We start from the raw sequence: 1,202 nt of genomic DNA, 5'->3' as shown, positions 1-1,202 counted from the left end.
TTATGCAGTTACTTTAGCAACAACACCAGCACCAACTGTACGACCACCTTCACGGATCGCAAAACGTAGACCTGGGTCCATTGCGATTGGGTGGATTAATTCTACTGACATTTCTACGTTGTCACCAGGCATAACCATTTCAACGCCTTCTTGCAATTGAATCGCGCCAGTTACGTCAGTTGTACGGAAGTAGAACTGTGGACGGTAACCGTTAAGGAATGGAGTGTGACGACCACCTTCTTCTTTAGAAAGTACGTATACTTCTGCATCGAATTTAGTGTGTGGCTTGATCGCACCTGGTTTAGAAAGTACTTGACCACGTTGTACGTCTTCACGCTTAGTACCACGTAATAAGATACCACAGTTCTCGCCCGCACGACCTTCGTCTAGAAGTTTACGGAACATTTCAACGCCAGTTACTGTAGTTTTAACTGTGTCTTTGATACCTACGATTTCAACTTCTTCGCCTACTTTCACGATACCAGCTTCTACACGGCCAGTTACTACTGTACCACGACCAGAAATAGAGAATACGTCTTCAATTGGCATTAAGAATGCTTTATCAATAGCACGCTCTGGCTCTGGGATGTAAGTGTCAAGCGCTTCAACAAGAGCAACAACTGCATCTTCACCGAACTGGCCAGCTTCACCGTTAAGTGCAGCAAGAGCAGAACCACGGATAACTGGAGTGTCATCGCCTGGGAAGTCATAAGTAGAAAGAAGTTCACGAACTTCCATTTCAACTAGCTCAAGAAGCTCTTCGTCGTCTACAAGGTCACATTTGTTTAAGAATACAACGATGTATGGAACACCTACTTGGCGAGAAAGAAGGATGTGTTCACGAGTTTGTGGCATTGGACCATCAGTCGCAGCACATACAAGGATCGCGCCGTCCATTTGAGCAGCACCAGTAATCATGTTTTTAACATAATCGGCGTGGCCCGGGCAGTCTACGTGAGCGTAGTGACGAGTTGGAGAATCGTATTCTACGTGTGATGTATTAATTGTAATACCACGTGCTTTTTCTTCTGGTGCAGAGTCGATTGCAGCGTAGTCTTTAGCTTCACCACCGAATTTCTTCGCACATACAGTTGCGATAGCAGCAGTTAAAGTTGTTTTACCATGGTCAACGTGACCGATTGTGCCCACGTTAACGTGTGGCTTATTACGTTCAAACTTAGCCTTAGCCATGAGATCTTCCT

The 1,202-nt window shown here is 45.3% G+C and carries 1 protein-coding gene; it reads right to left on the bottom strand.

Annotated features, from left to right (window positions below; all coding sequences use genetic code 11):
• Positions 1-1,191: an elongation factor Tu gene (gene tuf, locus AC1M9A_RS14345; RefSeq protein WP_481592547.1), complete on the bottom strand. Its 1,191-nt coding sequence runs from the start codon at positions 1,189-1,191 to the stop codon at positions 1-3.
• Positions 1,192-1,202 lie beyond the last annotated feature (11 nt).

Source organism: Acinetobacter sp. ANC_7634 (assembly GCF_056779875.1).
The sequence above is the reverse complement of the archived record's forward strand: the minus strand, read 5'-3'. Positions and strand labels throughout refer to the sequence as shown.

Excerpts from the sequence above, each read along its gene's own strand:
- tuf (WP_481592547.1), bottom strand. The coding sequence starts at position 1,191 with ATGGCTAAGGCTAAGTTTGAACGTAATAAGCCACACGTTAACGTGGGC.